This window comes from Pseudomonas sp. K5002, from assembly GCF_013386655.1.
GTDB lineage: Bacteria > Pseudomonadota > Gammaproteobacteria > Pseudomonadales > Pseudomonadaceae > Aquipseudomonas.
In genome coordinates this window covers 1564-5808 of the sequence record NZ_JACARK010000586.1, presented here as the reverse complement: position 1 = coordinate 5808, position 4245 = coordinate 1564, and the positions used below count along the sequence as shown (strand labels likewise).

At 61.2% G+C, this 4245-nt stretch carries 5 protein-coding genes; all 5 read left to right on the top strand.

Annotation, left to right across the window (positions count from 1 at the left end; all coding sequences use genetic code 11):
* The coding region (locus HX846_RS24130; RefSeq protein ID WP_178966229.1) for an isopenicillin N synthase family oxygenase at nucleotides 1-703 on the top strand (703 nt) is incomplete at its 5' end.
* A 14-nt stretch (nucleotides 704-717) separates the two neighbouring features.
* A complete protein-coding gene (locus tag HX846_RS24125; RefSeq protein WP_178966228.1) occupies nucleotides 718-1512 on the top strand; it encodes a MetQ/NlpA family ABC transporter substrate-binding protein in 795 nt (264 codons plus the stop codon).
* Nucleotides 1509-2255, top strand: coding sequence for a methionine ABC transporter ATP-binding protein (locus tag HX846_RS24120; RefSeq protein WP_178966227.1), 747 nt, complete (start codon nucleotides 1509-1511; stop codon nucleotides 2253-2255). The genes HX846_RS24125 and HX846_RS24120 overlap by 4 nt, the downstream gene beginning before the upstream one ends.
* Nucleotides 2252-2917 (top strand): methionine ABC transporter permease, encoded by a 666-nt coding sequence (locus tag HX846_RS24115; protein WP_003212526.1) that lies wholly within the window; start codon nucleotides 2252-2254, stop codon nucleotides 2915-2917. The genes HX846_RS24120 and HX846_RS24115 overlap by 4 nt, the downstream gene beginning before the upstream one ends.
* A 99-nt stretch (nucleotides 2918-3016) precedes the next feature.
* The gene (locus HX846_RS24110) at nucleotides 3017-4096 is read left to right on the top strand and encodes a sigma-54-dependent Fis family transcriptional regulator (protein WP_003212528.1); all 1080 of its coding nucleotides are present in this window, start codon (nucleotides 3017-3019) and stop codon (nucleotides 4094-4096) included.
* Nucleotides 4097-4245: the final 149 nt, after the last annotated feature.

The window sequence follows — 4245 nt, the reverse complement described above, 5'->3', positions numbered from 1 at the left end:
GCTGCAACAGGGCCCGGACTCACCGGCCTGGTCGCGCCTCCAAGGCCCCAACCAATGGCCCGCCGCATTGCCTGAACTCAAGCCCTTGTTACTGGCCTGGCAGCAGGCGATGACGCAGATGTCCCTGCGCCTGTTGCGCGCCTTTGCCCAGGCCTTGTCGCTGCCGGAAAACGCTTTCGACCCGCTGTATGGCGCCAAGCCCAACGAACACATCAAGCTGATCCGCTACCCCGGCCGCCACGCCCAGCAGAGTCGCCAGGGCGTCGGTGCCCACAAGGATTCCGGCTTTCTCAGCTTCCTCCTGCAAGACCGGCAGGCCGGCCTGCAAGTGGAAGTGGAGGAGGGCCGCTGGATCGACGCCTTGCCGCGCCCCGACACCCTGGTGGTGAACATCGGCGAGTTGCTGGAACTGGCCACCAACGGCTACCTGCGTGCCACGGTGCACCGGGTCGAATCGCCGCCCCTGGGCAGCGAGCGTTTGTCCCTGGCGTTTTTCCTCGGTGCGCAACTGGACGCGGTGGTGCCGGTGTATCAGTTGCCGCCCGAGTTGCTGCGCGATGCCCACGGCCCCACCAGTGACCCGCGTAACCCGCTGCTGCGGGACGTCGGCTGGAACTACCTCAAGGGCCGCCTGCGTTCCCATCCGGATGTCGCCCAACGGTTTTACGCCGATGCCACGATTCCCCAAGCCCTGTCCGCCTGATAAGGAACATCACCATGCTCAAGAAAACAGCCCTGGCCCTGGCCGTCCTGATTGCCTCCTTCGACGCCCAGGCCGCCGAGGCCCTGCGTGTGGCGGCGGACCCGATTCCCCACGCGCAAATCCTCGAATACGTGCAGAAGCTCGACCCGCAGCTGCAGCTGAAAATCATCGAAATCCCCAACGGCGTGAACTCCAATGAACTGCTGGCCCACGGTGATGTGGACGCCAACTACTTCCAGCACTTGCCGTACCTGCACTCCCAGGAACAGGCTCTCGGCCAGAAATTCACAGTGGCGGCCACCGTGCATATCGAGCCACTGGGTATCTATTCCCATCGCCACACCAGCTTTGCCCAGGTGCCGGATAAAGGCACCGTGGCCGTGCCCAACAACGTCACCAACCTGAGCCGTGCGCTGTACCTGCTGCAAGCCAACGGCCTGATCACGCTCAAGCCCGGTTTCGACGACCCGGCCAAGGACCAGGCAACGCCCAAGGACATTGCCGAGAACCCCAGGCACCTGAAGATCCTCGAGATCGAATCACCACAGATTCCTCGTGCCCTGGATGATGTCGACCTCGCCGTGATCAACGGCAACTACGCCCTCGAGGCCGGCCTGTCACCGGCCAAGGATGCCCTTGGGCTGGAAAAAGCCCAGGGCAATCCCTACGCGAATATCCTCGTGACCACCCCGAAATTGCAGGACGACCCACGGATCAAACAGCTGGCCAAGGACCTGAATTCGCCGGAGGTGGCCAAGTTCATCACCGAGAAATATGCAGGTTCGGTGATTCCGGTAGCTGTCGAATGATCGTCGTCGAGCAGGTCAGCAAAACCTACGCCGATGGCCAGCCGCCGGCGCTGGATAACGTGTCATTGCAGATTGCCGACGGTTCGATCTTCGGGATCGTGGGGCGGAGCGGGGCGGGCAAGAGTACTTTGCTGCGCTGCCTGAACCTGCTGGAGCGCCCGACTTCCGGGCGCATCCTCATGGACGGCCAGAACCTGACGCTGCTCAGTGACAAGCAACTGCGCCAGCAACGCCAGCATATCGGCATGATCTTCCAGGATTTCAGCCTGCTGCATTCACGCAACGTCGCCGACAATGTGGCGGTGCCCCTGGAAATCGCCGGCCAGCCCAAGGCCGAGCGCGTTGCCCGGGTCAAGGAATTGCTGGAACTGGTCGGCCTGAGTGACAAGGCGCTGGCGTTTCCGTCGCAACTGTCCGGCGGCCAGAAGCAGCGCGTCGGCATCGCCCGGGCACTGGCGGCGCGCCCGGATTATTTGCTGTCGGACGAAGCCACCAGCGCCCTCGACCCGGAAACCACCGCGTCGATCCTGGAACTGCTGCGCAGTATCAATCGGCAACTGGGGGTGACCATCGTGTTGATCACCCACGAGCTGGATGTAGTCAAGGCTATCTGCGACAGCGCGGTATCCCTGGCCAATGGGCGTGTGGTGGAAAGCGGCAGCCTGATTCAATTGCAGGCCGATCCCGCCTCAAGCCTGGGCCGCTCACTGGCCCCCAGCCTGCCAGCGGTGAGGGCAGTATGAAAACGGACTGGAACGACATCCTGCAACTGCTGCTCACGGCCACTGGCGAAACCCTGTACATGGTGCTGCTGGCGGCGGTCTTTACCTTGCTGATCGGCCTGCCCCTGGGGGTGCTGCTGTTTGTCAGTCGCCGCGGCGGGCTGTTCCCCTTGCCACGGGTGAACCGTGTGCTGGGTGCGGTGATCAACCTGGGCCGCTCATTGCCCTTTGTGGTGATGCTGATTGCCCTGATTCCACTGACCCGGTTGATCGTTGGCACCACATTGGGCAGCACCGCCGCCGTGGTGCCGATCACCATTGGCGCCTTTCCGTTCTTTGCGCGGATTGTCGAGAACGCGCTGGACGAAGTGGACAAGGGGCGCATCGAAGCCATCGTTGCCATGGGCGGGGATATTCGGCACGTGATCTTCAAGGTGCTGCTGCCGGAGGCGCTCCCTGCCTTGCTTGCGGGGTTGACCCTGACCCTGGTGATGCTGATCGGCTTTTCGTCCATGGCCGGGGTGATTGGCGGTGGCGGCCTGGGGGACCTGGCGATTCGTTATGGGTACCAGCGTTTCAATAACCAGATCATGGTGGTGACGGTGATTGTGTTGGTGGTGCTGGTCCAGGGCGTGCAAAGCCTGGGGGATCGTTGCGTGAGGTCGTTGGCGCATCGTCGATAAACGGTTATGTACTAATGAATTTTTAATATTTCTAGTTATATGCGTGACTGAGTAAAGTTCCCTTACGTACCTTCACCTCGTCGCCGGGAAATACTCTTCATGAACCGTCCCCACGGGCATCCCACGCCGATCCTGACTTTGCCCCAGGGCGAAAAAGACCCGTTGTCGATTCGCGCCAAGGCGCTGGTTTTTGCCGACCCGCGTTCCCTGCAACTGCTCGAATATTTGCAACGTGTCGGCCCCAGTGAAGCACCGGTGTTGATCAATGGCGAGACCGGCACCGGCAAGGAGCTGGTGGCGCGCTATATCCACAGCGCCAGCGGTCGCACCGGTGCGTTTGTGCCGGTGAACTGTGGGGCCATCAGCGAGAACCTTGCGGAAAGCGAATTTTTTGGGCATGAGGCCGGCTCGTTTTCCGGGGCCTCGGGGCGGCGGATCGGCTGGTTTGAAGAAGCCGATGGCGGCACCCTGTTCCTCGATGAGATCGGTGACTTGCCGCTGCCGTTGCAGGTGAAGCTGCTGCGGGTATTGCAGGAGCAGGAAGTGGTGCGAGTGGGGTCGCGCAAGCCGATCAAGATCAATATCCGGCTGGTGACGGCCACCAACATCGACCTGGAGCAGGCGGTGGAGGCGGGCAACTTTCGTCTTGACCTGTTCTATCGCATCAACGTCGCGCAGGTGCAGGTATTGCCGTTGCGTGAGCGGCCGCTGGATATCCTGCCGTTGGTTGAGCATTTTCGGCGGCTCTACAGTGCCAGGCTGAAAATCGCTGAGCCGATGTTGTCGGAGTCGGCGACCCAGGCGTTGCTGGATTATCCGTGGCCGGGGAATATTCGTGAGCTGGAGAATGTGGTGCACCTGGCGCTTTTGGTGGCTGGGGACAGGCCGATCATGCCGTCGCACTTGAAGTTTTCTGCGGGGCTGAGTGCGATGCATGCCAGCGTTAACAGCGGGGCGCCGAGGATTCCGCAGGAGGTGGTGCGGGAGCAGTTGCTGCGGTTGTTCGAGGTGCCGGGGGATTCGTTGTTGCACGATATCGAGGATTTGATCGTGCGGGAGGCGTTTGCGTTTTGTGGGTTTAATCAGTTGCGTACGGCGGAGTTGTTGGGGGTGACGCGCAATGCCATGCGGACGCTTTTGGTGAATCATGGGATGCTCAAGGGGCGGGTTAAACCCTGATTTTTTGGTGTACATATCCGTTATTTGGGTAACGGCGGCTTATGGTTTCGCTCTTACAGCGAGTCACTTTGCAAAAACGGCAAAGTAACTCGGGCTGAATGGGGCCGTCAGATCAAAATCAAAAGCAAAGGCACAGCGGCCTCCCGGCC

Coding starts and splice junctions, on each gene's coding strand:
- HX846_RS24120 (WP_178966227.1), top strand. CDS start 1,509: ATGATCGTCGTCGAGCAGGTCAGCAAAACCTACGCCGATGGCCAGCCG.
- HX846_RS24125 (WP_178966228.1), top strand. CDS start 718: ATGCTCAAGAAAACAGCCCTGGCCCTGGCCGTCCTGATTGCCTCCTTC.
- HX846_RS24110 (WP_003212528.1), top strand. CDS start 3,017: ATGAACCGTCCCCACGGGCATCCCACGCCGATCCTGACTTTGCCCCAG.
- HX846_RS24115 (WP_003212526.1), top strand. CDS start 2,252: ATGAAAACGGACTGGAACGACATCCTGCAACTGCTGCTCACGGCCACT.